We start from the raw sequence: 22,975 nt of genomic DNA on the forward strand, positions 1-22,975 counted from the left end.
ACTTCTCTTAGTTCTGCCGCCTGAACATCACGGCCCGCTTCTTGAGTCGTCGACCTCCAGCGCTTCCATGAGGGGTGCAGGATTGGTCTCGTCAACAGCGACTCTAGTTTGCCTATGCTCTCGGGTTGAACCCATCTTCAGCGCTTCAGCTATGGCGTTTTCGACGTTGCCAAGTTCATCTTCGCGCGCCCCATAACCATAGCCGGCAGCGTCGGCATCCTGTTCAAACTGTTGCGCCAGGACGGCCATGCTCACTTCGCTTTCGGTGGGGAGGTTGCCGACGTTCTCCTGAAGCCAGTTAGCAAGGAACTCTCTGGTGGTGCTCATCCGACCCGTCCGCTGTCCGCTGATTTAGCAGACGTCCGACGAGCGCGCTTGGGCTGTCCTGCCGCAGCTTCCTTTTCGAGCCTCATCGCTCGAAGCCGCGCCGTCTTTCTTTCGCGGTCGGCCGCCTCCTTGTCGATGATCTCGCGGGAAGCTGTATCGATCCTCGACATCTTGCTCGTGAATGACTCACTCTGCCGGGCCATAGGCGTTCCTCCGATGTGGTCGGAAAACTGCGGCGCCTCGCGGTTGTTCCACACAAAGGCATTGCCGGCGCGGACGTGGGCCGATTCGCAATGAGATTTGGTCGTAACTTGAGTCCACCATGTTGCATTCCATGTCGCATGGACGCGCCGTCACACTGTGGAAATCGTTGGAAATCCTTGGTACGCGCTTGCAACATGACTGCGACATGAAAGGCCACCTAGGTAACCGATCACGTCCGCTAAGTCTCAGAAAACGTTGAAGAAATTTTGGTAGCGGAGGAGGGACTCGAACCCCCGACCCCAGGATTATGATTCCCGTGCTCTAACCAACTGAGCTACTCCGCCAAGCCTTGCATCGGACGCAAGCCGCGCCGCGAAAGCAGCGGGGGTATAGGGGGGGCGGGCCGAGCCTGTCAAGCGTGGTGGAGACGAAGATGCCGCTTCGTGGCGCATGGAGGCTCTGTTTGCCACACATGGCCCCTTGCAGGCTTTCGCTGTGGGTGCCCGGCGGATGCCGCTGTCCCGTTCGGCACAGTGCGATCACGCGGTGCCTGGCGGGTCCATCCGGGCCTTGCCAGTCCGGCGGTTTATCGGGATTTCGCGGGGGAACGGCCTCGGTGCTTTGCCGGCAAGGGCGCTTGTTGCCGGTGAAGCGACGTTTTCGGCTGCAATCAATCGTGCGCCGCGCAGGCTTGAGTTCGCGGGAGCGCGTGGCTATGTCTGCCCCGCAATCCTTTCGCCAGCCGCCCCAGAGTTTTTCGATTGATGAAGCCAAGTATCGCTGTCCTGGGTTGCGGATACTGGGGAGCGAACCATGTCCGCACGCTGAAGGGGCTGGGCGTGCTGCGCGCGGTTTCCGATGTGAACGGCGCGCGCGCCGAAGGTTTTGCGGTCGAGCATGACTGCCTGGCGATCGCGCCGTCCGAGCTTTTCCAGCGGGACGATATCGACGGAGTGGTCATGGCGCTGCCGCCGCAGTTTCATGCGGAGCAGGCGGTGCGCGCCGTCGAGGCGGGGAAGGACGTGCTGGTCGAGAAGCCGATCGCGCTCACCGTGCCGGACGCCGAGCGGGCGGTGGCAGCGGCTGCGCGCAACGGCCGCATCTTCATGACCGGCCATGTGCTGCGCTTCCATCCGGCGTTCGAAAAACTCAAGGCGCTGATCGACGACGGCGAACTCGGCGTGGTGAAATACATCCACTCGCACCGCCTCGGCCTCGGCAAATTCCATACGGAGAACGATGCGCTGTGGGACCTTGCGCCGCACGACCTGTCGATGATTCTTGCCATTACCGGCCAGGCGCCGCTCGAAGTCCGCGGAGAGGGAGCGGCGCTGCTCGACCGGCTCAGCGATTTCGCCCATCTGCACATGCGTTTTCCCGACGGGCTGCGCGGCCACCTGTTCGCCTCGCGGCTGAACCCCTATCGCGAGCGGCGGCTGACGGTGGTCGGCACCAAGGCGATGGCGGTGTTCGACGATGTCGAGCCGTGGGACAAGAAACTCGCCATCTACCACCACGAGGTCTGGCAGGACAGCGGCCAGTGGCTCGCCACCACCAACGAGCCGACCTATGTGCCGGTCGAGGGCGGCATGCCGCTGACGCGCGAGCTGGAGCATTTCATCCACTGCATCGAGACCCGCGAGCCGCCGCGCACCAGCGGCGAGGAGGGTATAGAGGTGCTGCGCATCCTGACCGCCGGAACGATCACGCATAGCTGAAGGCTAGCCCTGAAGTGGCGGCTACGCCCGCAGTCCGCTACCGCCAAGCCACATACCAGATGCCGAAGGCTGCGGCTGCAGCTACAAGCAGGGCTATGCATTCGAGATAAGCGCGATGGTGTGCTTGAACCTCTATCGAACCGGCTTTTTCCCTGAATTCCGCCATAAGTTTCGAGGGAACGAGCCGTTGCAGGATAGTCACGGCAGCACAGAGGCCGACAACGGTCCAAGCCAGTTCAGAGAGACCGTTCAATGGCGTCAATGAACTGATCAGTGTGCCTGCCGTCATCCAGCCGACGAGTACGAATAAGACCGCCAGTTTCGCTCGCCAAGGTGTTCTGAAGTCCGTGATCGCAAGGGAGCAGGCGGTCAAAGTGCGACCAACGGCTGTCGCCCTATCTCTGATCCCTATCCGGTCCATCCGGAGAACCTATTCGGCCGCGATATGCGCGGGGGCCGCCAGTCTCGCCAGCATCGCCTCGGCAGCCGCGCTGCGCTCCGAGCGCTCAATGAAACCGCCGCCGAGCACGCGCGCCTCGTTGGACTCGTCGCCGTAGAGCACGCAGGCCTGGCCGGGCGCGATGCCGGATTCGCCCTCGGTCAATTCCACCCAGGTGACGCCGTTGCGGCGGTAGAGCATCGCCGGGCGCGGCGGACGGGTCGAGCGGACCTTTGCGAAGAGCTCGATGCCCTGGGCGCCGGTCGCGTCGAGGTCGTCGTCGCCGAGCCAGTTCATGGCGCGCAGATAGACTTTTCTGGTCTCCAGCGCCTCGCGCGGGCCGACGATGACGCGGGCGCGCTCGGCGTCGAGATGCACGACATAGAGCGGCTCGCCGGACGCGATGCCGATGCCGCGGCGCTGGCCGATCGTGTAGCGCAATATGCCCTCGTGGCGGCCGAGCACTCGGCCGTCGATGTGGACGATCTCGCCCGGCGTGGCCGCCGTCGGCTTCAGCCTGGAGATAATGTCGGAATATTTTCCCTGCGGCACGAAGCAGATGTCCTGGCTGTCCTGCTTGTCGGCGACGGTGAGGCCGAGACCGGCGGCGATGGCGCGCACCTCCGGCTTGGACAGGCCGCCCAGCGGAAAGCGCAGATAGTCGATCTGCTCCTGCGTGGTGGCGAACAGGAAATAGCTCTGGTCGCGGTCGGCGTCGACCGGCCTATACAGCGCGCGGTGCGCGCCGTTCGCGCGGCTGCGGATATAATGGCCGGTAGCCAGCGCTTCGGCGCCCAGGTCGCGCGCGGTCTCCAGCAGGTCGGCGAACTTGACCGTCTGGTTGCAGGACACGCAGGGGATCGGCGTCTCGCCGGCGACATAGCTCTCGGCGAAGGGATCGATGACGGCCTTGCGGAAACGCTCCTCGTAGTCGAGCACGTAATGCGGGATGCCCAGCGTCTCGGAAACGCGGCGCGCGTCGTCGATGTCGCGGCCGGCACAGCAGGAGCCGGCGCGGTGGGTGGCTGCGCCGTGATCGTAGAGCTGCAGCGTCACGCCGACGACGTCGTAGCCCTCGCGCTTCAGGATTCCGGCGACGACGGAAGAGTCCACGCCGCCCGACATTGCCACGACGATGCGGGTGTCCTCAGGCCTTCCCGGCAGATCGAGGCTGTTCATGGAGGCTTTCCAAGGTTCGAAACCGGCGTTTCATGCCAACGTTACGAATATAGGTCAAGCAAGCGCCCGCCGCCAGTTCACCGATCGATTGAGCCAAGCCATTGAAATGGCTGGCATGTTCGGCCGGATGGCGGAATCGTTAAAATTGTCGGGCGCACCGAAAGGGTTCGTTGACGGAGAAGTCCCTACGCTTGTCGGAGCGCTTAGGCAATTTTTAAAGCTGTGGCGCTAGTCTGTGCACGATTAGGTCTGTGAATATTGTAGAGAGTACGATGACCGATCTGGTAAGGCCGCGTGTTAAGTATGTCATTGGGCCCGACGGCAGCCCTCTGACCATTGCCGATTTGCCGCCATCGAATACGCGCCGGTGGGTCATTCGCCGCAAGGCAGAGGTCGTTGCCGCCGTGCGCGGCGGTCTGCTCAGCCTCGAGGAAGCCTGCCAGCGCTACAAGCTGACCACCGAGGAATTCCTGTCCTGGCAGGCGTCGATCGACGAATACGGCCTTGCCGGCCTGCGCACCACACGGATCCAGCAATACCGGCATTGATCGGGTTGCAGTCTGAAAGTGCGGACGGCAGTCCGCGATTTCCTTCTATGAGCGGCGATTGGGGCGTGCGGATATCGTCCCGGTGTACTTCTGTCGTGCTTCAGCCGTCCGAAACCGGCGTCCAAATCACGTCCTCTATGCGGCGCGCGCCGGTGGCAAGCATGACCAGCCGGTCGAAGCCGAGCGCGATGCCGCTGGATTCAGGCATGATCGACAAGGCGCTCAGAAAATCCTCGTCGATCGGATAGCGTTCGCCGTAGATTTTCTGCTTCTCGTCCATGTCGGCCGAAAACCGCCGACGCTGCTCGTCCGGGTCGGTCAGCTCGCCGAAGGCGTTGGCGAGTTCGACGCCGCAGCAATAGAGCTCGAATCGTTCCGCTACGCGCGGGTCCCGGGCGCTCGGACGGGCAAGGGCTGCCTCCGGGATCGGGTATTCGTAGAGGATGGTGGCGCGGCCCTTGCCAAGTGCTGGCTCGACGCGCTCGACCATCACCCGGCTGACCAGGTCGGACCAGGTATCGTCGGGCGCGGTGCGCATGCCGGCTTGCGCGACGGCGGCATGCAGGCTGTCGCGGTCGGTTTCGCCATCAGACGCGACAGTGGCCAGCAGATCGATGCCAGCGTGGCGCATGAAGGCGTCATGGACGGTCAGGTGTTCCGGCTCGGCGAAGGGATCGGCCTCCCGGTCGCGAAAGGCAAAACGTTTCGTGCCGGCCCGCTCGGCGGCAAGCGCCAGCAGCGCCGCGCAATCGTCCATCAGGCTCTCGTAGGTTTCGCCCACGCGATACCACTCGATCATCGTGAATTCGGGGTGGTGCAGCGCCCCGCGCTCCCGGTTGCGCCAGACAGGCCCAAAACTGAAGATGCGTTTCTCGCCGGCGGCAAGCAGCTTCTTGCAGGCGAATTCCGGCGAGGTGTGCAGATAGAGCGGCTGGCGCGTGGTGTCGGGGCGGATCGCCTCGGTGGCGAAGGCCGACAGATGCGTCTCGTTGCCGGGCGAGATCTGCAGGGCCGCGGTTTCGACCTCGATGAAGTCGCGGCGGGCGAACCAGTCGCGGATGGCGGCGGCGATGGCGTTGCGCTGGATCAGCCGCGGACGGCGGTCGGCATGGACGTGCGGCGTCCACCAGGGCGAGGCTTCGGTCATGGAAGGGATGGTCTCCGTAGCGAAGGTGGCTGGCGGCGGCCATAAAGATGTTGTAGGGCGCACGCAAATGCTTCTTCGGTCGGCGAACGCCGACCCCTATTGATCAGGATTGAGCCCGTGAAGGTGATCGCCAGTTCCTTGCGCAAAGGCAATGTCGTCGACAAGGACGGCAAGCTCTACGTCATCCTGTTTGCCGAGAACATACACCCCGGCAAGGGCACGCCGGTGACCCAGCTCGATATGCGCCGCATCTCGGACGGGGTGAAGATCTCCGAGCGCTACCGCACCACAGAGCAGGTGGAGCGCGCCCATGTGGAGGAGCGCGAGCACACCTTCCTCTATGGCGACGGCGAGGGGTATCATTTCATGAACCCCGAGACCTACGAGCAGGTGGCGGTCCCTGCCGCCGATATCGCGGACCAGGCGCCCTATCTGTCAGAAGGCATGGCGGTGCAGCTTTCGCTGCACAATGGCGTGGCGATCGCCCTGGTGCTGCCGCAGCGCGCGGCGTTCGAGGTGGTCGAGACCGAGCCAACGACCAAGGGCCAGACGGCGTCGTCGTCCTATAAGCCGGCGATCCTGTCCAATGGCGTGCGCACCGCCGTGCCGCCGCATATCGGCGTCGGCACGCGCGTCGTGGTGATGACCGCCGACGGGTCGTATGTCGAGCGCGCCAAGGACTGATACCGGCGGCTCCAGGCTCCATCGCTGTCCTGTTCGAAATACCTCCACTTCGGCCTGGGGCCGGAGTGGAGGTTTCGCTGGTCGGAATTCATCACCGGCATGAGCGAGTCCGCGTCCGAACGTTGCCCGGCAGGGGGCCTTCGGCCACACTGATATCCCTGTCGCCAGTGCCGCGCTCAGGTCGTCAGCACCACCTTGCCGATCGGCCTCGTGCCAAGGAAGATGTGCGCCGCACCTGTCTCGGCCAGCGGAAATGTCCTCGCCACATGGACTTTCAGCTTGCCGGCCTCGGCGAGGGCGGCGAGTTCCCGCAGCGCCGGCCCGTCGGGACGCACGCCGATCCGCGCAAACCGTTTTCCGCTCCGGTCGATCTCGGCCCTGGCGGCGTCGCTCGGCGTCAGCAACGCCGCGATGATGCCGCCTGGGTGCAAGGTTTTCAGAGACAGCGCCGCGTGGTCGCCGCCGATCGGCTCCAGAACGATGTCGATGTCGCGGACGGTTTCTGAAAAATCCGTCGCCGTGTAGTCGATCACCTCGTCGGCGCCGAGCGAGCGGACGAAATCGCGTTTTTCCGTGCTGGCGGTGGCGATCACATGGGCGCCCTTGGCCTTGGCGATCTGCACGGCCAGATGGCCGACGCCGCCGGCGGCGGCGTGGATTAGCACGCGCTGGCCGGCCTTGATGCCGCCGGCGCCGACCAGTGCCTGCCAGGCGGTCAGCCCGGCCAGCGGCAGGCCGCCGGCCTGGTCGAAATCGAGCGCCGCCGGCTTCAAGGCCACTTCGTCGGCGGGAGCCACCGCAAATTCGGCATAGGCCGCCGCCTGCTTCGGAAAATACGGCATGCCGAAAACCGCGTCGCCTGCCTTGAAGGCGGTGACTCCGTCACCCAGCGCCTCCACCGTGCCCGCGATATCCCAACCGATGATGAAGGGCGGTTCTCCGAGCAGCGGATAGAAGCCGGCGCGCACCGCGACATCGACCGGATTGACACCGGCGGCCTTGACCCGGACGAGAACCTGGCCCGGACCGGGGCTAGGCGTCGGACGGTCCGATACGGCGAGGACTTCAGGTCCGCCGACGCTGTTCTGGACTATGGCGCGCATCATGATCTCCTTGGCTGATGAACGACACTATCATTTGGATAGTATCGGCGCTTGTCCAGTATGCACCTTCACGATATATATGCACCTCATGGATAGTGACGATTGCGACAGGCCTTTCGGCTACGATGCGTTCCGGCGCGATTGCATGTCCCATACGGTGCTGGAGATGCTGGCCAGCAAATGGGTCTATCTGGTGGTCGGCGCGCTCAAGCCGGGCCGGCGGCGCTATGGCGAGATCGCCCGCAAGGTGGAGGGCATCACGCCGAAGATGCTCACCCAGACCTTGCGTGTGCTGGAGCGCGACGGGCTGGTGCGGCGCGAGGTTTTCCCGGTGATCCCGCCGCATGTCGAATACGAGCTGACCGAGCTTGGCCGCAATCTGGGGGAACTGCTCGGCCAGATCCGGATCTGGGCGGAGCGCTACGCGCCCGAAATCCGCGAGGCGCGATCCCGCGAAGGCGTTCTCGAAGAGGCGTAGGGAAGGCCTTCGCGGCCTGGGAGGCCGCACGCCGTTCCTCGTGTCAGTGGTCGGCGGCCGCGCGCTTCGCCAGCGCCGAGGCCGCCGCCGTGAGCAGCACGGAAGCCGCGAAGAACCACAGGCCGGGTTTGGTGAAGGCGGTGGCCAGCCCGCTGGTCTTGGCCGCGAAGACCACCAGCGCCACCAGCACGACATCCAGCATCGACCAGTTGGCCAGCGCCCTGAACCAGGCGGGAATGCGCGGCGAGTGATGCTCCGCGTAGGCGGCGCAATGCAGCAGCGCCAGTTTGAGCGCCGGGAAGCCGAGCGAGAAAAGGCCTATGACGCCCGCCAGCAGGACGTCGCCCTGGTCCCACAGGCCGGCGACGATGCCGATCAGCGAGGGCTGGTCGGCGAAGAAATACAGCCGGTCCACCTGGATCAGCGGCATGACGATGCCGAGCGCGAAGCAGAACGTCGCGGCAAACAGGATTAGTGGCAGGAGGAGAGGATAGGGTTGCGCCATAACATGGCTCCAGCCGAAGCCGCCGCGCCGTGGAAGCGGCGGCGCCGGGCGGCGGCGCATTCGGGCTCCAGTTGGAGCGCGATTTTCGGCTCAGCCGATCATCGCGCTGCGGCTGTGGTGGCCGTCCGTCTCGCGTATCTTTCCGTCGCGCGATTCCAGCAACTGGGCCTTGGAGAGCTCCGCTTCAGCTTCGCGGAGTAGGGAGACGGCGGTGGTCCGCTGGTCGGCGAGGTCGCCCTGCGAGTTCTTCAGATTGTCGCGGCGCTGGCGCGCGGCCTTGGCGAAGGTCGGATAGGCGAAATGATTGATGTCGGTGATGCCCGCCTTCTTCTCCTCGGCGGCGATCTGCACCTCGAGGTCGTTCGCCATGCGCTCGAACTCGCCGATCATCATGTCCAGTTGCGCGAGCTGCCGGCGCTTTTCGTTCGCCTGAAACTGCTTCAGCCGAACAAGGTTCTCACGTGACTTCATGTCCACACTCCGGAAACGCAACACAGACCCGCAAACGCATCGTCAAAAATCGTCCGTCTCGTCCCGCCGGATCGCTCCTTAACGAAATGAAACGAAAACCTAAGAAATTTCGCGCCCGGTAACCATTCGTTTACGGGCATTGTTAATCATACGTGCAAGGGCTTAAGGCGCGGTAAAAAAATATGGTCGTTTCCGGTCTGTCGGCGACTTGATGAGTCGAATGAGTCACTTGGCCCGGTTTGTTAAGGTTCGGCGCAAGCCGTTTCGATGTACGATTCGCGAGTTGAATCAACGGTGTGTACCCCAAGGCTGATAGGCATTCTTGCGACTTGCCAAACGGAATCAGGTTTTGTTAACCATTCGGTGGCAGTTTTGGGTCCAGGCAATCACTGCTCCGGCACCGCATGGCTGGCGAAAGCCGGTGCGGCAGCAGAAAAGGGGAATTAGATGCGCGTTCTGCTGATTGAAGACGACAGTGCGACGGCCCAGAGCATCGAATTGATGCTGAAGTCGGAGAGCTTCAACGTCTACACGACCGACCTCGGAGAGGAGGGCGTCGATCTCGGCAAGCTCTACGACTACGACATCATCCTGCTCGATCTGAACCTTCCCGACATGTCGGGCTACGAGGTGCTGCGCACGCTGCGGCTCTCCAAGGTGAAGACGCCGATCCTGATCCTTTCCGGCATGGCCGGCATCGAGGACAAGGTGCGGGGCCTAGGCTTCGGCGCCGACGACTACATGACCAAGCCCTTCCACAAGGACGAACTGGTGGCGCGCATCCACGCCATCGTCCGCCGCTCGAAGGGCCACGCCCAGTCGGTCATCGCCACTGGCGACCTGATCGTCAATCTCGACGCCAAGACCGTCGAAGTCGGCGGCCAGCGCGTGCATCTGACCGGCAAGGAATACCAGATGCTGGAGCTGCTCTCGCTGCGCAAGGGGACCACGCTCACCAAGGAAATGTTCCTCAACCACCTCTATGGCGGCATGGACGAGCCAGAGCTGAAGATCATCGACGTCTTCATCTGCAAGCTGCGCAAGAAGCTCGACGCTGCCTCCGGCGGCCAGAATTTCATCGAGACGGTATGGGGCCGCGGCTACGTGCTGCGCGAGCCGGAAGAAATCCGCGAAAGCGCCTGAACGGGGAAGGCGGCCGATCAGAAGATCGCCCCGCCTGAGCCTGCCAATTCGAACGAATCGGTGGATTGACCTTTACGCCGCCCGCGTCGGAGCACCCGCGTGGGTGGCGAGGTCTATTGCCCGGAACCGCTCCAGCAATTGGGCGCGGTTGAAGGGTTTCAGCAGATAGCTCTGCGCCCCGGCGCGTTTCGCCCGCATGATCGCGGCGACGTCGATTTCCGTAAGACAGACAGCGATGTGCGGGACGACGGCGCTGGGAATGGCGCGGATGCGGCGGATGACGTCGGCCGTCGGCAGGTCGGGCAGGGCCGAATCGATCACCACGATGTCCGGCATGTCCGCCTGGCACATCTCGATGGCGTCGAGCCCGCTGCCGGCTTCCACCAGAACCATGTCCGGTCCGTTGAGGATGCGCTTGGCGACCTTGCGGATCACGCTCGAGTCGTCGACGAACATGCAGCGCTTCATCCCGATCCCTCATCTCCGCGGCCCAGCGTCAAGCCGTGGCGTAGCCGAAACGACGCTACGGCGGCGCCGGTAAAAATCGAGAGAACGGGTTAGGTAAAGTTTCCGCTAAATTGATCGAATCGCCGACCCGCGGGCGATATTTTGCGTTATTCCGGCCGCGACGCCGAAAAGACGATCTCGTCCGCGGTGGCGTGGATCGAGATCGGCATGCCGGATTCGCGCGAAAGCAGCAGCGTGTAGTAGGGCTGCACGGCGTGGGCGTCGATCGCCTCCTCGGGCCGGTTGCCGGAATGCAGTTCGAGGAATTTCGGCGGCACGCGCAGCATCGGCCCGCGAGACGAGACCGTAAACCTCGGATTGCTGTCGCTGCCGTCCAACTTCACAGAGATCTTGCCGCCGCGCGGGATCGCCGCATTGGCGATGAGGACGAGATTGAGCAAGAGCTTGACGTTATTCTTCGGCAGCAGCCAGCGCGGGCCGCTCCATTCGAATTCGGGCTTCTCGTTGCGCAGGAAGGCGGTGGCGACCGATTCGGCGTCGCCCGTGTCGATCACCATTCCGGCCGATCCGGCGGCGCCAAAGGCGATGCGGGCGAATTGCAGCCTGGCCGAGGCGTTGCGGGCGCTGGTGCGGATCAGGTTCATGGCGTCCGCGTCGGCGCCGCCTTCGTCCAGCAGTTCGAGGCCGTTGTTGATCGCGCCGACCGGCGAGATGATGTCGTGGCATACCCGGCTGCAGAGAAGCGCTGCGAGATCGGCTGCGGAGAGCGTTAGAATATCGGCCATCGGACGTTCATTCCCCGGCGATCCCTCATCTCGGAGCAGGCCACGGTCGCCGTGCCGGACCGCCCGAATCATGCCTGTTTCGCGGCTGTCTGGCTATAAGGCATCGCGGTCCATCGGCAAATCCAGCCGGGCAGGAGGGTCGGATGCTGAAGCCCGGGACGTCGACCCTCGCAGGCAAAAGGCGGCTCCTGCAGGTCTTCGAACCGCCATGTTCATGTGAGAGCTTAATGGTTGAAAAAGGATTACGGCATAGGGTGCCATGGTGAACTTCCCGAGCGGACTTCAAGAGCCGCCGGGTGCAGGGACGTCGGCGAAGCGCTTGCGGACGGAGATCAAAAGCATGCTTTCCCGAATTGTTGGCCGGTTCGCCTTCCGGCTTCTGGTAGTTGTCGCAACGCTTGCCGGCGCCGTGAGCTTGGCGGCGACGCCGCTCAAGGCGCAGGAATACACGGCGCGCGAAATCGTCGATTCGGGACATCGCTTCTTCGGCGCGACCTCCGGCGGGCTGGCTACGGCGGTCGAAAGCATCTTCTCGTCCTACGGCCTGCCGAACGGCTATGTGCTGGGCGAAGAGGGCTCCGGCGCCTTCGTCGGCGGCCTGACCTATGGCGAGGGCAAGCTCTTCACCAAGAATGCCGGCGACCACAAGGTGTTCTGGCAAGGACCGTCGGTGGGCTTCGATTTCGGCGGCGAAGGCTCGCGCATCATGATGCTGGTCTACAATCTCGATCAGGTCGACGCACTCTACAAGCGTTTCGTCGGCGTCGCGGGTTCGGCCTATGTCGTGGCCGGGGTGGGCTTCAACGTGCTGAAGCAGGGCGATGTGCTTCTGGTGCCGGTGCGCACTGGCGTCGGCGCGCGGCTCGGCGTCAATGTCGGCTATCTCAAGCTGACGCAGAAGGCCACCTGGAACCCCTTCTAGGCCTGGGCATCGCCGGCATCCTTGCACTCCCTCCAAAATCCGGCATTAGTGGGCGGGAAAGCCAGGGCGAGATGACGCCGTCGCCGGCAGAGTGACCGCGAACGATCTCCTCCCGCCCTGACGGTTTCGTGTACCGCTCGTAAGGTCTGCCGTGATCCAGTCCGTGCTCTTCTTTGCCCTCGGGTTCCTGTGCGCCGGCTTCCTGGCGCTCATGATCGCGCCGGCGATCTGGCGGCGGGCCGTGAGGCTGACGCGCAAGCGTATCGAGGCGTCCGTGCCGCTGTCGCTGGTCGAGATCCAGGCCGACAAGGACCGGCTGCGGGCCGAGTTCGCAATGTCCACCCGCCGCCTCGAGATCAGCGTGAAGGAGTTCCGCGAGAAGGCTTCCGCGCAGATCGTCGAGATCGGCCGCGGGCGGGAGGAACTGCGGCAGATCGCCCTCGAGCGCGACGGCCAGAACCGGGTTCTCTCCGACCTTGAGGCGAAAGGCGCCGAACTTCGCGCCGAGCTTCGCCAGCGCGAGGAGGAACTGCGGCAATATTCCAACAGCCTCGAAGAGGCGGACCGCGCGCTCGAACAGAGGGCGGCGGAACTGGAGAAACTCAACAGCCTCTATGAAACCGCCAGCCAGTCGTCGAGCAGCCGCCAGGCCGAACTGCTGGTCAAGGAGAACGAGGTCGAAAGGCTGGCCGGCGACCTCGGCGCCCTCAAGGGCGAGCGGCGAGAGGTCGACCGCCGGCTCCAGGACCTTGCCGTCGAGTTGCGCGGTGCGCAGGAGACAGCGCGGGTCGAGAAGCGCAAGGCGGCCGACCTCGAACGCAAGGTCGAGCGCATGGTCGCCACCATCGCCGATCGCGAGGAGACGATCGAACGGCGCGAAAAGGACCTCTCGCAGTTCCGCGAGCGGCTTAAGGCCGGAACGGCAACGGAAAACGACCTCAACGGCAAGCTCGCCAAGGCGCTGGAGGAAAAACTGCGGCTGGAGGCACAAATGGCGGAACTGACGTTGCAGATGTCGAACCTGCTCTCCGGCGCCGGCGAGGGGGACATGCAATCCGCCGTCGCAAAGCTCAATGCCGAGCGCCGCCGCCTCGACGAGCGGCTCGTGGTCATGACCCGGGAAAACCAGAAGCTGCGGGCGGATCTTGCCGGGCGCGAGCGCGCCAAGGCCGAGGAATGGGAGGTCGAGCGCCGCGAGAGCGCGCTGCTGCGCGAGCAGATGAACGATCTGGCCGCCGAGGTGATCTCGCTGACCGCGATGCTCGACGGACCGGATTCGCCGATCCGCAAGGCGCTGGAAACGCCGCTGCCCGGCGCGGACGCGGGCGGGCGGGAGGGGTCGGGCCCGATGAGCCTGGCCGACCGGGTCAGGGCGCTGAAGAAGATCGCGCCGCTGCCCTTGACCTAGCGGGGCGCGCTAATTCCGGTGAGCCGGTGAAGGGCGATCGCCGACGTCGCGGCGACGTTGAGGCTGTCGAAATCCGGCGCGATTGCGATGCGCACCGTCTCCATCGCCGAAAGGATCGCTTGCGGGAGGCCGTCGCCCTCGGTGCCGAGAAAAAGCGCCATGCGGCCAGCGCCGTCGATGTCGCGGATGTCGGTTTTGCCGCGCGGTGAAAGCGCGACCGACCGGAAGCCATGATCCAGCAGATCCTGTGCGAAGCAGGCGGTGTCGTCGAAGCGGGCAAAGGGAACCCGGAAGACGCCGCCGACCGAAACGCGGATCGACTTGCGGTAGAGCGGATCGCAGCAGGTCGGATCGATGAACACCGCGGCCGCGCCGAAGGCGGCGGCGTTGCGAAAGATCGAGCCGATGTTGTCGTGGTTCGAGATGCCGACCAGCACGAGCACCAGAGCACGCCCGGCCGCGGCTTCGATCAGTCCACGAACGGTCGGCGCAGTTCGCCGCCGGCCGATCGCCAGTATGCCGCGATGGATGTGGAAGCCGGCGATGGCGTCCATCACCGCCGCGTCGGCGATGTATGCCGGCATGGTCACCGGGGCCCGGCGAAGCACCGCTTCGAGGCCGGCCGCCCGGCTTTCGAGGACGAGCACGGACTGCGCCTCGTAGTCGGTGGCGGACAGGAGCACGTCGAGCACCACCTTGCCTTCGGCGACAAACAGCCCACGCCTGCCGACCAGGTCGCGCTCGCGGACATCGCGATAGGCTGCGATGCGGGGGTCGTGCGGGTCATCGATGCGAATGAGCGTCATCCGGCCGGTCTACCGAAGGCGGCGCCGGCTGGAAAGCGGGCGACGTCAGGCGAATTCGTAGATGTTCTGCAGGGCTTGCATGATTGTCCGCACCTTCGGCGAGCGGCATATGTAGAAAATGGTCTGCCGGTCGCGACGTGTTTCCACCAGCCGCGCCTTGCGCAGCTTCGCCAGGTGCTGCGACAGTGCCGATTGGCTGAGATCCACCTTGTCGGCCAATGCGCCGACCGACATCTCATTGTCGAGGATGGTGCAAAGGATCGCCAGACGCTTCTCGTTCCCGAGCATTGTGAGCAGAGTTGCCGCGTCGGCGGCGGTTGGCTGGGCACGGTCCGACATCATCCCGCCGCGTCGCTTCCTCGACGGAGCGAGCGGAATGTTCTCATCGCTTCTCTATCTGGCTGGAACCGTCCTCCCAGGGACACCGTAGGACCTCCGCATACATTTCCTACAACCTAGTGCGTTCATATATGATCTCAAGAGCGAGCCGGCTGCAATTTGCGGTTGGTCCTACGAGTTGTCTGCGCTGGCACGTGCTGTCCTGGCCATCTGGACCAAGACAGGGCGAAGCTCCGACGGTTCCCGCAGCGGGAGGGGAAAGAACACCCGTCTTGTTTCATCGCCGGATGCCAGGTCGATTCCCTCGGCGTCGATGCCGGTCATCTTCCAGCCTTCGCCCTGAGAACGTGCGAAATGCGCGGCGTAGAGATCGATCGCGTTGCCATGGTCGGAATTCATGTGATCGATCGCGCCCTGTTCGGAAGCGGCGAGCGCTTCAAGCGCGGGGCTGGCGGTCAGCACATCGTCTCTTGTCAGGGCGTAGGCCTTGCCGAAGCCGCCATTGAGGCTGGCGCGCTCGATGTCGAGGCGGAACATGTGGAAATCGCCGAGGCCGACATACAATTTGGCCTTGGGGTTCCTGTTCAGATATCGGCGCTCGGCGCGTGCGTGTCCGGGCGAGCCCTTTTCCAGGAGACCGGCGCGGCAGATCAGGGTGATGCGCGGATGGGCGAGCGGGTCGCCCTTGCCGGGTTCGCCGAGCAGCAGCGAGCAGCGCGGATCGGCGATGACCGCGCGCGTGTGCGCCGACAGCATCGACACCAGGATGAGCGGCGCGCCGTCGACATCTGTCGCGACGCCAACGCGGCTGGCCAGCGGGCCGCCACTGTCGGGATCGAGCACGGCGATCGCGCCGTAGCGAGCCGATCTGAGCAATGTCTTCGCCAACCTGACCGCCTCGTCGTCGGTGGGACGGATAACGTCGTGTTTTTCTTCCATGGTGGCCTCAATCATGAATTTCGCCATCCACTTATCGGCGCGCAAGGCCGGCGCTGCAAGTGGCTGCCCGGATTATCGCGGAGCGACCGGGCTTGCGCCGACGAGGCGGATCGTCCCGCCGTCCGACATCAGGATCTCGACCGCCAGCCCGGGAAGGCGGCGCGATGGATGAGCCGGCAGGGCTTAACCTGCCATCCGCACCGGCTCGGCGGGGGCATCGGCTGGCACGCCGGACCGTGAAAGATCCTCATGGCAGACTTCGCCCTTGAGGCGTTCCACCGCGCCCGGCGAAAGCTCATAGGCGAGGATGCGATCGAGATCGACCGGCCTCGGCATGGAGATCTGGCCGCGTGCAATGCGCTCAAAGCCGAGCGGGCCGTAATAGGGTTCGTCGCCCACCAGCAGCACGGCGCCGGCACCGGCCTTGCGCGCGGCCTCCACCGAGATCGCCACCAGTTTCCGGCCGATGCCGAGGTTCTTGTGGGCGGGCCTGACGGCGAGCGGCCCGAGCAGCAGCGCGCGGCCTTGGCCCGCGGCGATGCGCGTCAGCCGGCAGGAGGCGATCACCTCGCCATTATGCAGGGCGACAAAGGAAAGATGCCGCTCGTGCGGGCCGCCTTCGCGGATCTTGTAGGCCGCGCGCGCGAAGCGCCCCGGGCCGAAGGCTTCTTCGTTGATATGGTCGATTTCAGCGTCGTGCGCCGGGGTTTCCGGCATGAAGATTACGTCAGCGGGGATCATGGTGAGCGGCATCCGGTCGGGTGCGAGGAAAAAGTGCTGCACGGGGCAGCGTCGCCTGTCAGCGCTTCAAGCGCGGGCGCTCTTTCGTCGTCGGTCGAACCGGGTATGCGTGCATGTAACCATGGGGAAACGCCGCTACCATCAAATTGGCGCGGCGTCCATCCGCCTATGGTGCATTTTGGGCAAATGCCTGTTATCGGCGACGCTGTGTTCATGCCGCGGCGGTTTTGCTTTCGGCCCGACCGTCCTAAGTGTCGGGGAGATCGTCGGGACAATCCCGACCATGCAGCCGGGAGAACCACATGGGACAACTCGTCGACGGCAAGTGGCAGGACGTCTGGTATTCGACCAGGGAGACCGGCGGACGCTTCGTGCGCTCCGAGGCGCCCTGGCGCGACTGGGTCACCGTCGACGGCAAGCCGGTGCCCGGACGCACGCGCGGCTTCAAGGCCGAGCCGGGGCGCTACCACCTCTATGTCTCCTATGCCTGCCCCTGGGCGCACCGAACGCTGATTTTTCGCGTGCTGAAGAAGCTTGAGGACGTGATCTCGGTTTCGGTCGTCCACCACTTCATGGGCAAGGATGGCTGGACGTTCCTGGCCGAGGACGGGGCGACGGGCGACGATCTCTACGGGCTCGATTTCCTGCACCAGATCTACACGAAAGCCGACCCGCACTATTCCGGCCGCGTGACGGTGCCGGTTCTGTGGGACCGCAAGGAGCAGACGATCGTCTCCAACGAATCGCCCGAAATCATCCGCATGCTGAACTCGGCCTTCGACGAATGGGGCGACAAGTCGGTCGACTTCTATCCGGAGGCGCTGCGCGCAGAGATCGATGAAATCAACGCGCTGGTCTATCCCGCCATCAACAACGGCGTCTACCGGGCGGGCTTCGCGACGACGCAGGCGGCCTATGAAGAGGCGTTCGGCGAACTGTTCTCGGCGCTGGATACACTGGAGCAAAGACTGTCGCGGCAGCGCTATCTGGCGGGTGGAAAAATCACCGAGGCGGACTGGCGGCTGTTCACGACGCTGGCGCGCTTCGACCCGGTCTATGTCGGCCACTTCAAATGCAATTTGCGCCGCATCGCCGATTATCCAAACCTTTCCAACTATCTGCGCGACCTCTACCAGGTGCCGGGCGTGGCCGGCACGGTCAACATGCACCACATCAAGTCGCACTATTACGGCAGCCACACCACCATCAACCCGACCCGCATCGTTCCGGTCGGGCCTGGGATCGATTATGCCGCGCCGCATGATCGCGGGCGGTTCGGGTGAGGAGATCGCTGGCCACCGTTGGCGCTTCGCACCCCCCTCTGTCCTGCCGGACATCTCCCCCTCAAGGGGGGAGATTGCGCTGCCATTGATGGTTTCGCCAATCGCCAACGTCGCAGGAAAGGCGGCGTCGTCGACACTGCCAATCTCCCCCCTTGAGGGGGAGATGTCCGGCAGGACAGAGGGGGGTGCGAAGGAGTGTATCCGATCCGAATCGACGCCCCTCAATGCAAATGCCTCAGCTTGTCCGGATTGCGCACCACATAGATCGCCGCGACTTTTCCGTCCTCGATCTCCAGCGCGGTGGTCTGCAACTCGCCATCGGCCTCCAGCGTGACGAAGCCGGGAAGGCCGTTGACGAAGCCGGCGCGAACCAGCGTCGAGCCGTTCTTCTGGAAAAAGGCCGCCAGATATTCATGCACCTTCATGACCGCGTCGAAGCCGATGATCGGCTTCATGGCGGCCGGGCGCTTGCCGCCGCCGTCGGCGTGCACGCTGACATCGGCCGCCAGCATGGCGCCCAGCGCCTTCATGTCGCCGCTGCGCGAGGCTGCAAAGAACGCCTCGGCAAGCGCGATGCCGTACTTCCTGTCAAGCTGGTAGCGGGGCCGCGCCTCGCGCACATGGGTGCGGGCCCGCGCCGCAAGCTGGCGGCAGGCGGCGGCGTCACGCCCGATGGTTTTCGCCACTTCCTCGAACTCCAGCCCGAACACGTCGTGCAACAGGAACGCCGCGCGCTCCAGCGGTGACAGGCGCTCCAGCGCCAGCATCAGCGGCAGGGTGACGTCCTCTTCCTCGTCCTCATCCACCACCGGATCGGGCAGCCAGGGGCCGACATAGGTCTCGCGCCGGCGCCGCGCCGATTTGAGCTGGTCGAGGCAGAGCCGCGTCACCGTGCGGCGCAAAAACGCTTCGGGCTCGCGCACGCCCAAGCGGTCGGCCCCCATCCAGCGGATGAAGGCCTCCTGCACGATATCCTCGGCGTCGGCCACCGAGCCGAGCATGCGGTAGGCGACGCGCATGAGCTTTTGGCGCAGCCGGTCGAAACTCGCCGCCGCGTCGATGTGCGCCGCCTCTTCCATCAGGCGGCGACCTTGGCCTGCATGGCTTTTGCGGCCTGCGGGTCGACGAACAGGCCGAAGCCGATGGCGAGCCGGTTCCAGCCGTTGATGATGTTGATCATCAGCGTCAGCTTCACCTGTTCCTCCTCCGAAAATTCGTCTTTCAGCGTCGCGTAGGCGGCTTCATGCGTATGGCCTTCGGAGAGCCGTGTCAGCGCCTCGGTCCAGCCAAGTGCTGCGCGCTCGCGGACGGTGTAGCAGGGCGCGTCGCGCCAGGCCGACAGCAGGTAGATGCGCTGCTCGGTCTCGCCCTTCTCGCGGGCGGCGGCCGTGTGCATGTTGAGGCAGTTGGCGCAGCCGTTGATCTGCGAGGCGCGGATTTCCACCAGATGGATGAGGCTGGCCTCGAGGCTCGAATGAATGGCGAGCGAGGTGCCCATCCAGCTTTTCATCAGCGCGGGGGCGGCGGCAAAGGGATCGAGTTTGGCAGTCATTGGTCGTTCCTTTCCTGGGTTACGACACCATGACGAAACGGGATGCGCCGGTGTGACATGCGGGCGGCAGGAATTTCCCTGATACCCCGCGCGCCGTCCAGATCGAGCCGGCGCGCTATCCCGAAGTGCAGGTTCACCTGCTTCCTGGATAGCAGACGCTAGCGGCCCGCACGGTATCGGACGCCAGGCTGGTGCGCGATCATCTCCCGGCGATCAACAGAAGCCACGCCGCCGGCAAGGCGGCCAGCAGGAGACAGACATGAACGTGGAAAACTTTTCACACTCCATTCGACCGGGATTGGACGAGCTGGTTCCGTCGCGCTACGCGATGAAGGTCGGCGACATCGAGGTGCTGGTCATCAGCGACGGCGTGTTGCCGATACCGGCACGGACCTTGGCGCACAATATCGACGCGGCCGTCCGGACGGCCTGGATGGAGGACATGTTCCTGTCGCCGGACATGCTCGACTGGCCGCTGAACGCGGTCTTGGTGCGCAGCGGCGGCAAGACCATCCTCGTCGACGCCGGGCTGGGCGCGGACCCGGACCTGAACCTGCCGCAGGCCGGGCGGGTGGTGTCGCGGCTGGAGGCCGCCGGCATCGATCTCGCTGATGTGACCGACGTGGTGCTGACCCACATGCATATGGACCATATCGGCGGGCTGATCGTCGACGGGGTGAAGGAGCGGCTGCGCACGGATCTGCGGATCCACGTGGCGGCGGCCGAGCTGAAATTCTGGGAGGCGCCCGATTTCTCCCGTGCCGTCATGCCCACCGGGTTCCCCGACGCGCTTCGGCGGGCGGCCAAGCTGTTCGTGAAGCAGTACGGCAGCAACCTGCGGCCGTTCGACGAGGAGCACGAGGTGGCGCCGGGGGTGCTCATCCAGCGCACCGGCGGCCACACGCCCGGGCACAGCATTGTCCGCCTGGCCTCCGGCGGCGAGCGGCTGACCTTTGCCGGCGACGCCGTGTTCCAGGTCGGATTCGAGCAGCCTGAATGGCACAACGGTTTTGAACACGATCCCGAGGAAGCGGCCCGCGTCCGCGTCAATCTTCTGCGGGAGCTGGCGGCAACCCGCGAGGCGCTGGTGGCCACCCACCTGCCGTTCCCGTCGATTTGCCATGTGGCGGTTGATGGGGATGTGTTTCGGTGCGTGCCGGCTGTCTGGGATTACTGACCCGCTTGTCGGATCAGGGCCGAGTGAAGCCGCCGGCGCCATGATCGCTTGTTAGTGCGATGTCTTGAGCAATCAGGACGTCTGCTCCGCCGTCGAGGCGGAGCGCTCTACATGGACGAGGCGTTCGGCGGCGCGCGGCGCCCGCACACTGGCCCGGCCGCAATGGCCCTCTTGGTGGGCCGCTCGCTAGCCAACTCGTCTACTCAGCCGGTTCGTTACGATCTTCGAACAATGACTGTTGGCTGGTTTCCGATGTAACCCGCCCGGAGGCGAACTCCAGACCAGCAAGCATGCCGAGGTCTCGGATCACCCGCATCATGTGATGCAGCATGTTCCATTCCCGCCAATTGGAGGCATTGCCTGGTCCCGAGATGATGCCCTTTGCTAGACAATAGATACGGTCGTCCGCCTCTGAGAACGCCTGCCCGGCGAAGTGTCCGCCATCAACGATCCGCTTGCATACGTCGGCCATCACGTCGGCGTCTTTCCCCGTGTCAGCGCCGCGCACTACAAGGGTATTTGACCTCGTCGTGTAGCGCAGATGCCGGATCGCAGCTCCGCCACCTTTCTTGCGGGGGAAAGCCATCGTCCCATGATCGGCACCGAAATCCCCATAGCCCAACCGATCAGGCGGAATGCCGCATTCCTTCAAGGCGGCGTGGAACACGTCCCATTCGTGGCGAGGTATGAGTTCCGTCTCGCCCGGCGCGGCGGGGTTCGTGTTCGGGAAGTTGGAGGCTTGAAAGACAACCCGCTGCCACAGACCGACTTCGCCAACGAGGTCAAGTACCGTGCTTACGGAACCCGTTGCTATTTGGGGATCAAGAGGGGCACCTGTGAAATCAACGAAAATCACGCAGTCTGATGGCTCTAACCCTGCCACCTTCAACGCTTCGGTGATCGCCTCTCCGTCCGCTTCTTCGTAACCAACGAGCACCGCAAGCTTTGTTGGGCCATCACATCGAAGGTTCCGGAATAGCGGGTTGACCAAGTCCGTCAACCTAGCCACCGGCACGATCTGTGGGTTCCGCGCCCACACGGTCCGGAAAAGACGCAGGAGCCCTACGTCACCAAGGTCCCGTGCGATGAAGTGCGTATCCAAGAACGCGCGCTTGATCAGCCAATGCTTTCCAACACGGTCGCCGGTCAGATGAGCGATTTCATCCACTGTAGGCTTCCGCTCGAGAGCAGGATCAGGCTCAGTCAGAGACGGCAGAACAAAGCGAGGCTCAATGAAACGTTGGGCATCAGCGGGCACCTTGCCTGCGGCTATGTATTCGCCCTGCTTGAAGCGCAGGCCGGGATAGTATGGAAGCATTGACTTACCTTCCTTTAGCTCCTGCAATGAGTACGCTACGTACCTGCCTTACGCCAATCTTCTGGGAGAAGAGCGAATAGTCGTTTCGTTCTTTCCTGATTCGTCCAAACACAATTGCGGGGTTGATACCGATTTCCGCAGCAAAACGCTCAATTACGTCTGGCGAGCGGGCAATACGGGCGGCAGACTTACGCCACCGTTCCTCAGGAATGAGGATGTTGGAAGCGAATTTGTCGGCCTCCGCTTCCTGATCATCAATGGAATCCGCTTCCGTCTGGTCAAAGAAGCCTACGGCCAACCCGGTGCGATAGTGCAGTATGGCGTGGGCTACCTCATGTAGAAGCGTAAACCAGAAATTATCCAGCGCGTCCCGGCGCAGAGTCATGCCAATCACCGGAATTTCACCGATCAGGAACGCCGCGCCGTCTATAGCAAGACCGGCAATCTGTGGTTCTGTAACCAGAACAATGCCATGTTCCAGAAGCATGTCCCGAGCCCGCTTCGGCCCGTCAGCAAACACGCTTTGGCGGACAAGATCAGGAAGCCATATCACGTCAAGGGGCATGAAACGTGGCTTGCTGGCATCAATGATCGCCAGCGCCCGGTTCGTAACCCTAGCCCGCCACGCATGTAGCAGGATGTCTTCGCTATGGTCTTTGACGTTCAGGCCCGTTCGCAGAAGTGACGGGCTGCCGAATGTGATTCGGTTCTCCGCTATGAACCGGCGCAACTCCTCCTTGTCCGCGCTCTCCGAGAACCAGCCATTCTCTCGGCCATGCTTCAGTATCTTTTTGATGTCCTCCTTGGAGACGCCATCAATGACTAAGTCCAGCCCACGAAGCTCCTTGATCTCGGAGATTTCTGCCCGCAGGCTCACGCCTAGAAGAGCGGCAACCCGTTCATAGTTCTTGAGGCTTATGGTGCTGTAGCGGTCTGCCTCATATCTCTGAACCTGCTGCTCTTTGACGCCCAACCGCCAAGCCAAGTCTCGCTGCGACATCCCCTTTGCGATGCGCGCGACGATCAAGGTCAAGCCTGGATCGCTGCCCGCCCGTTTCTGGAGGGGACGATGATCACCGCTATCCTTGGCGTTCTCATAGGCTGCGACAACCTCAGCCAATTCGGCGCGCTCGGACTTCATGGCGCGCGCAACTTGGACCGCGACCTCAGGCGGCAAGCCCTTTACCATCGGCTCAAAGACACGCTCGGAACTCAACGCCGCGTCCAGCAACGAGAGGCTGTTCCGCGCCTCTCGTAGGTCCCGCTCGTTCAGAATCATGCCAAAAGCCAT

Annotated in this window: 27 protein-coding genes and 1 tRNA gene; 10 read left to right on the plus strand and 18 right to left on the minus strand. The window is 63.8% G+C overall.

Going from position 1 to position 22,975, the window contains the following annotated elements; translation table 11 throughout:
• Positions 1–27 precede the first annotated feature (27 nt).
• From ACSBOB_RS11630 to ACSBOB_RS11640, 3 genes are all read right to left on the minus strand, one after another.
• On the minus strand, positions 28–327 hold the full coding sequence (locus ACSBOB_RS11630) for a hypothetical protein (RefSeq protein ID WP_442582549.1): 300 nt from the start codon (positions 325–327) through the stop codon (positions 28–30).
• Positions 324–530: a hypothetical protein gene (locus ACSBOB_RS11635; protein WP_442582550.1), complete on the minus strand. Its 207-nt coding sequence runs from the start codon at positions 528–530 to the stop codon at positions 324–326. Before ACSBOB_RS11635 ends, ACSBOB_RS11630 begins: the two co-directional genes overlap by 4 nt.
• Positions 531–798: 268 nt before the next feature.
• Positions 799–875 (minus strand) — tRNA-Met (locus ACSBOB_RS11640).
• A gap of 420 nt (positions 876–1,295) precedes the next feature.
• On the opposite strand from ACSBOB_RS11640, the gene ACSBOB_RS11645 reads away from it, so the two are divergent.
• Positions 1,296–2,249 (plus strand): Gfo/Idh/MocA family protein, encoded by a 954-nt coding sequence (locus ACSBOB_RS11645; RefSeq protein WP_442582551.1) that lies wholly within the window; start codon positions 1,296–1,298, stop codon positions 2,247–2,249.
• Between the two features lie 430 nt (positions 2,250–2,679).
• Here the strand turns inward: ACSBOB_RS11645 and mnmA are convergent, their stop codons facing one another.
• A complete protein-coding gene (gene mnmA / locus ACSBOB_RS11650; RefSeq protein WP_442582552.1) occupies positions 2,680–3,867 on the minus strand; it encodes a tRNA 2-thiouridine(34) synthase MnmA in 1,188 nt (395 codons plus the stop codon).
• Here mnmA and ACSBOB_RS11655 point away from each other — a divergent pair.
• Both ACSBOB_RS11655 and sciP read left to right on the plus strand, forming a co-directional pair.
• Positions 3,866–4,099, plus strand: a complete 234-nt coding sequence (locus tag ACSBOB_RS11655) for a hypothetical protein (RefSeq protein ID WP_442582553.1) — start codon at positions 3,866–3,868, stop codon at positions 4,097–4,099. The two genes, mnmA and ACSBOB_RS11655, sit on opposite strands and share 2 nt — an antisense overlap.
• A gap of 40 nt (positions 4,100–4,139) precedes the next feature.
• Positions 4,140–4,415, plus strand: coding sequence for a CtrA inhibitor SciP (gene sciP, locus ACSBOB_RS11660; protein ID WP_026227425.1), 276 nt, complete (start codon positions 4,140–4,142; stop codon positions 4,413–4,415).
• 100 nt (positions 4,416–4,515) lie between these two features.
• On the opposite strand, the gene epmA is transcribed toward sciP, so the two are convergent.
• The gene (epmA, locus tag ACSBOB_RS11665; RefSeq protein ID WP_442582554.1) at positions 4,516–5,562 is read right to left on the minus strand and encodes an EF-P lysine aminoacylase EpmA; all 1,047 of its coding nucleotides are present in this window, start codon (positions 5,560–5,562) and stop codon (positions 4,516–4,518) included.
• 117 nt (positions 5,563–5,679) lie between these two features.
• Here epmA and efp point away from each other — a divergent pair, with 117 nt between their 5' ends.
• Entirely contained in the window at positions 5,680–6,246 is a 567-nt protein-coding gene (efp, locus tag ACSBOB_RS11670; protein ID WP_442582555.1) for an elongation factor P, read from the plus strand.
• Between the two features lie 176 nt (positions 6,247–6,422).
• On the opposite strand, the gene ACSBOB_RS11675 is transcribed toward efp, so the two are convergent.
• Entirely contained in the window at positions 6,423–7,349 is a 927-nt protein-coding gene (locus ACSBOB_RS11675) for an NADP-dependent oxidoreductase (protein ID WP_442582556.1), read from the minus strand.
• Between the two features lie 145 nt (positions 7,350–7,494).
• On the opposite strand from ACSBOB_RS11675, the gene ACSBOB_RS11680 reads away from it, so the two are divergent.
• On the plus strand, positions 7,495–7,827 hold the full coding sequence (locus tag ACSBOB_RS11680; protein ID WP_442582557.1) for a winged helix-turn-helix transcriptional regulator: 333 nt from the start codon (positions 7,495–7,497) through the stop codon (positions 7,825–7,827).
• A gap of 43 nt (positions 7,828–7,870) precedes the next feature.
• On the opposite strand, the gene ACSBOB_RS11685 is transcribed toward ACSBOB_RS11680, so the two are convergent.
• Both ACSBOB_RS11685 and ACSBOB_RS11690 read right to left on the minus strand, forming a co-directional pair.
• The gene (locus ACSBOB_RS11685) at positions 7,871–8,332 is read right to left on the minus strand and encodes a paraquat-inducible protein A (RefSeq protein WP_442582558.1); all 462 of its coding nucleotides are present in this window, start codon (positions 8,330–8,332) and stop codon (positions 7,871–7,873) included.
• A gap of 90 nt (positions 8,333–8,422) precedes the next feature.
• A complete protein-coding gene (locus ACSBOB_RS11690; protein WP_442582559.1) occupies positions 8,423–8,803 on the minus strand; it encodes a flagellar export protein FliJ in 381 nt (126 codons plus the stop codon).
• A gap of 447 nt (positions 8,804–9,250) precedes the next feature.
• On the opposite strand from ACSBOB_RS11690, the gene ctrA reads away from it, so the two are divergent.
• Positions 9,251–9,946 carry a response regulator transcription factor CtrA gene (gene ctrA / locus ACSBOB_RS11695; protein WP_308059225.1) on the plus strand — a complete coding sequence of 232 codons (696 nt, stop codon included), beginning with the start codon at positions 9,251–9,253 and terminating at the stop codon, positions 9,944–9,946.
• 72 nt (positions 9,947–10,018) lie between these two features.
• On the opposite strand, the gene ACSBOB_RS11700 is transcribed toward ctrA, so the two are convergent.
• Together ACSBOB_RS11700 and chpT are read right to left on the minus strand one after the other, a co-directional pair.
• Complete coding sequence (locus ACSBOB_RS11700; RefSeq protein WP_442582560.1) at positions 10,019–10,414, minus strand: response regulator; 396 nt, start codon at positions 10,412–10,414, stop codon at positions 10,019–10,021.
• 146 nt (positions 10,415–10,560) lie between these two features.
• Positions 10,561–11,199: a histidine phosphotransferase ChpT gene (chpT, locus tag ACSBOB_RS11705; RefSeq protein ID WP_442582561.1), complete on the minus strand. Its 639-nt coding sequence runs from the start codon at positions 11,197–11,199 to the stop codon at positions 10,561–10,563.
• A 340-nt stretch (positions 11,200–11,539) separates the two neighbouring features.
• Between chpT and ACSBOB_RS11710 the strand changes: the two genes are divergently transcribed.
• Together ACSBOB_RS11710 and ACSBOB_RS11715 are read left to right on the plus strand one after the other, a co-directional pair.
• On the plus strand, positions 11,540–12,121 hold the full coding sequence (locus ACSBOB_RS11710) for a DUF1134 domain-containing protein (protein ID WP_442582562.1): 582 nt from the start codon (positions 11,540–11,542) through the stop codon (positions 12,119–12,121).
• 151 nt (positions 12,122–12,272) lie between these two features.
• Positions 12,273–13,529, plus strand: coding sequence for a hypothetical protein (locus ACSBOB_RS11715; RefSeq protein WP_442582563.1), 1,257 nt, complete (start codon positions 12,273–12,275; stop codon positions 13,527–13,529).
• On the opposite strand, the gene ACSBOB_RS11720 is transcribed toward ACSBOB_RS11715, so the two are convergent.
• The 4 genes from ACSBOB_RS11720 to ACSBOB_RS11735 form a co-directional block, all read right to left on the minus strand.
• Complete coding sequence (locus tag ACSBOB_RS11720; RefSeq protein ID WP_442582564.1) at positions 13,526–14,335, minus strand: TrmH family RNA methyltransferase; 810 nt, start codon at positions 14,333–14,335, stop codon at positions 13,526–13,528. The genes ACSBOB_RS11715 and ACSBOB_RS11720 overlap by 4 nt on opposite strands.
• Positions 14,336–14,380: 45 nt before the next feature.
• Positions 14,381–14,677, minus strand: coding sequence for an ArsR/SmtB family transcription factor (locus ACSBOB_RS11725; protein WP_442582565.1), 297 nt, complete (start codon positions 14,675–14,677; stop codon positions 14,381–14,383).
• A 168-nt stretch (positions 14,678–14,845) separates the two neighbouring features.
• Positions 14,846–15,628 (minus strand): HugZ family pyridoxamine 5'-phosphate oxidase, encoded by a 783-nt coding sequence (locus ACSBOB_RS11730; RefSeq protein ID WP_442582566.1) that lies wholly within the window; start codon positions 15,626–15,628, stop codon positions 14,846–14,848.
• Positions 15,629–15,796: 168 nt separating this feature from the next.
• Positions 15,797–16,354, minus strand: a complete 558-nt coding sequence (locus ACSBOB_RS11735; protein ID WP_442582567.1) for a GNAT family N-acetyltransferase — start codon at positions 16,352–16,354, stop codon at positions 15,797–15,799.
• Positions 16,355–16,656: 302 nt separating this feature from the next.
• Between ACSBOB_RS11735 and ACSBOB_RS11740 the strand changes: the two genes are divergently transcribed.
• A complete protein-coding gene (locus ACSBOB_RS11740; RefSeq protein WP_442582568.1) occupies positions 16,657–17,637 on the plus strand; it encodes a glutathione S-transferase family protein in 981 nt (326 codons plus the stop codon).
• A 221-nt stretch (positions 17,638–17,858) separates the two neighbouring features.
• Here ACSBOB_RS11740 and ACSBOB_RS11745 read toward each other — a convergent pair whose 3' ends face one another.
• Complete coding sequence (locus tag ACSBOB_RS11745; protein ID WP_442582569.1) at positions 17,859–18,716, minus strand: sigma-70 family RNA polymerase sigma factor; 858 nt, start codon at positions 18,714–18,716, stop codon at positions 17,859–17,861.
• On the minus strand, positions 18,716–19,189 hold the full coding sequence (locus ACSBOB_RS11750) for a carboxymuconolactone decarboxylase family protein (protein ID WP_442582570.1): 474 nt from the start codon (positions 19,187–19,189) through the stop codon (positions 18,716–18,718). Before ACSBOB_RS11750 ends, ACSBOB_RS11745 begins: the two co-directional genes overlap by 1 nt.
• Positions 19,190–19,448: 259 nt before the next feature.
• Here ACSBOB_RS11750 and ACSBOB_RS11755 point away from each other — a divergent pair, with 259 nt between their 5' ends.
• The gene (locus ACSBOB_RS11755) at positions 19,449–20,366 is read left to right on the plus strand and encodes an MBL fold metallo-hydrolase (protein ID WP_442582571.1); all 918 of its coding nucleotides are present in this window, start codon (positions 19,449–19,451) and stop codon (positions 20,364–20,366) included.
• Between the two features lie 199 nt (positions 20,367–20,565).
• On the opposite strand, the gene ACSBOB_RS11760 is transcribed toward ACSBOB_RS11755, so the two are convergent.
• Both ACSBOB_RS11760 and ACSBOB_RS11765 read right to left on the minus strand, forming a co-directional pair.
• Complete coding sequence (locus ACSBOB_RS11760) at positions 20,566–21,684, minus strand: beta family protein (protein WP_442582572.1); 1,119 nt, start codon at positions 21,682–21,684, stop codon at positions 20,566–20,568.
• Positions 21,685–21,688: 4 nt separating this feature from the next.
• Positions 21,689–22,963 (minus strand): helix-turn-helix domain-containing protein, encoded by a 1,275-nt coding sequence (locus ACSBOB_RS11765; RefSeq protein ID WP_442582573.1) that lies wholly within the window; start codon positions 22,961–22,963, stop codon positions 21,689–21,691.
• Positions 22,964–22,975: the final 12 nt, after the last annotated feature.

The sequence above is a fragment of the Mesorhizobium sp. KACC 23794 genome (assembly GCF_052180275.1).
Lineage (GTDB): Bacteria > Pseudomonadota > Alphaproteobacteria > Rhizobiales > Rhizobiaceae > Kumtagia.

Coding starts and splice junctions, on each gene's coding strand:
- epmA (WP_442582554.1), bottom strand. CDS start 5,562: ATGACCGAAGCCTCGCCCTGGTGGACGCCGCACGTCCATGCCGACCGC.
- ACSBOB_RS11725 (WP_442582565.1), bottom strand. CDS start 14,677: ATGATGTCGGACCGTGCCCAGCCAACCGCCGCCGACGCGGCAACTCTG.
- ACSBOB_RS11675 (WP_442582556.1), bottom strand. CDS start 7,349: ATGCGCGCCATAGTCCAGAACAGCGTCGGCGGACCTGAAGTCCTCGCC.
- ACSBOB_RS11745 (WP_442582569.1), bottom strand. CDS start 18,716: ATGGAAGAGGCGGCGCACATCGACGCGGCGGCGAGTTTCGACCGGCTG.
- ACSBOB_RS11680 (WP_442582557.1), top strand. CDS start 7,495: ATGTCCCATACGGTGCTGGAGATGCTGGCCAGCAAATGGGTCTATCTG.
- ACSBOB_RS11750 (WP_442582570.1), bottom strand. CDS start 19,189: ATGACTGCCAAACTCGATCCCTTTGCCGCCGCCCCCGCGCTGATGAAA.
- ACSBOB_RS11700 (WP_442582560.1), bottom strand. CDS start 10,414: ATGAAGCGCTGCATGTTCGTCGACGACTCGAGCGTGATCCGCAAGGTC.
- ACSBOB_RS11630 (WP_442582549.1), bottom strand. CDS start 327: ATGAGCACCACCAGAGAGTTCCTTGCTAACTGGCTTCAGGAGAACGTC.
- ACSBOB_RS11655 (WP_442582553.1), top strand. CDS start 3,866: ATGGAGGCTTTCCAAGGTTCGAAACCGGCGTTTCATGCCAACGTTACG.
- mnmA (WP_442582552.1), bottom strand. CDS start 3,867: ATGAACAGCCTCGATCTGCCGGGAAGGCCTGAGGACACCCGCATCGTC.
- ACSBOB_RS11690 (WP_442582559.1), bottom strand. CDS start 8,803: ATGAAGTCACGTGAGAACCTTGTTCGGCTGAAGCAGTTTCAGGCGAAC.
- chpT (WP_442582561.1), bottom strand. CDS start 11,199: ATGGCCGATATTCTAACGCTCTCCGCAGCCGATCTCGCAGCGCTTCTC.
- ACSBOB_RS11720 (WP_442582564.1), bottom strand. CDS start 14,335: ATGACGCTCATTCGCATCGATGACCCGCACGACCCCCGCATCGCAGCC.
- ACSBOB_RS11760 (WP_442582572.1), bottom strand. CDS start 21,684: ATGCTTCCATACTATCCCGGCCTGCGCTTCAAGCAGGGCGAATACATA.
- ACSBOB_RS11730 (WP_442582566.1), bottom strand. CDS start 15,628: ATGATTGAGGCCACCATGGAAGAAAAACACGACGTTATCCGTCCCACC.
- ACSBOB_RS11635 (WP_442582550.1), bottom strand. CDS start 530: ATGGCCCGGCAGAGTGAGTCATTCACGAGCAAGATGTCGAGGATCGAT.
- ACSBOB_RS11645 (WP_442582551.1), top strand. CDS start 1,296: ATGAAGCCAAGTATCGCTGTCCTGGGTTGCGGATACTGGGGAGCGAAC.
- ACSBOB_RS11765 (WP_442582573.1), bottom strand. CDS start 22,963: ATGATTCTGAACGAGCGGGACCTACGAGAGGCGCGGAACAGCCTCTCG.
- ACSBOB_RS11740 (WP_442582568.1), top strand. CDS start 16,657: ATGGGACAACTCGTCGACGGCAAGTGGCAGGACGTCTGGTATTCGACC.
- ctrA (WP_308059225.1), top strand. CDS start 9,251: ATGCGCGTTCTGCTGATTGAAGACGACAGTGCGACGGCCCAGAGCATC.
- ACSBOB_RS11755 (WP_442582571.1), top strand. CDS start 19,449: ATGAACGTGGAAAACTTTTCACACTCCATTCGACCGGGATTGGACGAG.
- ACSBOB_RS11710 (WP_442582562.1), top strand. CDS start 11,540: ATGCTTTCCCGAATTGTTGGCCGGTTCGCCTTCCGGCTTCTGGTAGTT.
- ACSBOB_RS11735 (WP_442582567.1), bottom strand. CDS start 16,354: ATGATCCCCGCTGACGTAATCTTCATGCCGGAAACCCCGGCGCACGAC.
- sciP (WP_026227425.1), top strand. CDS start 4,140: ATGACCGATCTGGTAAGGCCGCGTGTTAAGTATGTCATTGGGCCCGAC.
- ACSBOB_RS11685 (WP_442582558.1), bottom strand. CDS start 8,332: ATGGCGCAACCCTATCCTCTCCTCCTGCCACTAATCCTGTTTGCCGCG.